Genomic DNA, 543 nt, shown 5'->3' with positions numbered 1-543 from the left:
CGGTGTTCTCCGACATCAGTGCGATCAAGCACTCCGAGCATGAACTCAAGCACCTCGCTCACCACGATCCGCTGACCGATCTGCCCAATCGCCTGCTGTTCAGCGACCGCGCCGAGCAGGCGCTGGCCTCGGCGCAGCTCCAAAAACGCGGCTGCGCCCTGCTGATGCTCGATCTGGATCACTTCAAGATGATCAACGACAGCCTCGGTCACAACGTCGGTGATCGACTGCTCAAGTCCGTGGCTGCGCGGTTGCAGGACTTGTTCGGTCCCGGCATCACTCTGGCGCGACTCGGAGGCGATGAATTCGCGGTGCTGGCCGAGTGTTGTCCACAACTGGTGCAGGCAGCGGCGTTGGCCCGGCGCATTCTCGACGCGCTCAAAGAGCCGTTTTGTATCGAAGGTCATGAGTTGTTCATCAACGCCAGTGTCGGCATCAGCATGTTTCCCAGCGATGCGCTGAGCGCCGAACAACTGCTGCGCAATGCCGATGCTGCGCTGTTCAAGGCCAAGAGCAACGGGCGCAACGGTTACGCCTTGTACA

General features: G+C 60.6%; 1 protein-coding gene. It reads left to right on the top strand.

Annotated features, from left to right (window positions below; all coding sequences use genetic code 11):
• Positions 1-543 (top strand): GGDEF domain-containing protein (locus AACY49_RS30225; RefSeq protein ID WP_339527916.1); only part of this gene is annotated, 543 nt, incomplete at both ends.

The sequence above is a fragment of the Pseudomonas sp. EL_65y_Pfl2_R96 genome (assembly GCF_963970905.1).
Taxonomy (GTDB): domain Bacteria; phylum Pseudomonadota; class Gammaproteobacteria; order Pseudomonadales; family Pseudomonadaceae; genus Aquipseudomonas.
This window is presented reverse-complemented; position numbering and strand designations above follow the sequence as displayed.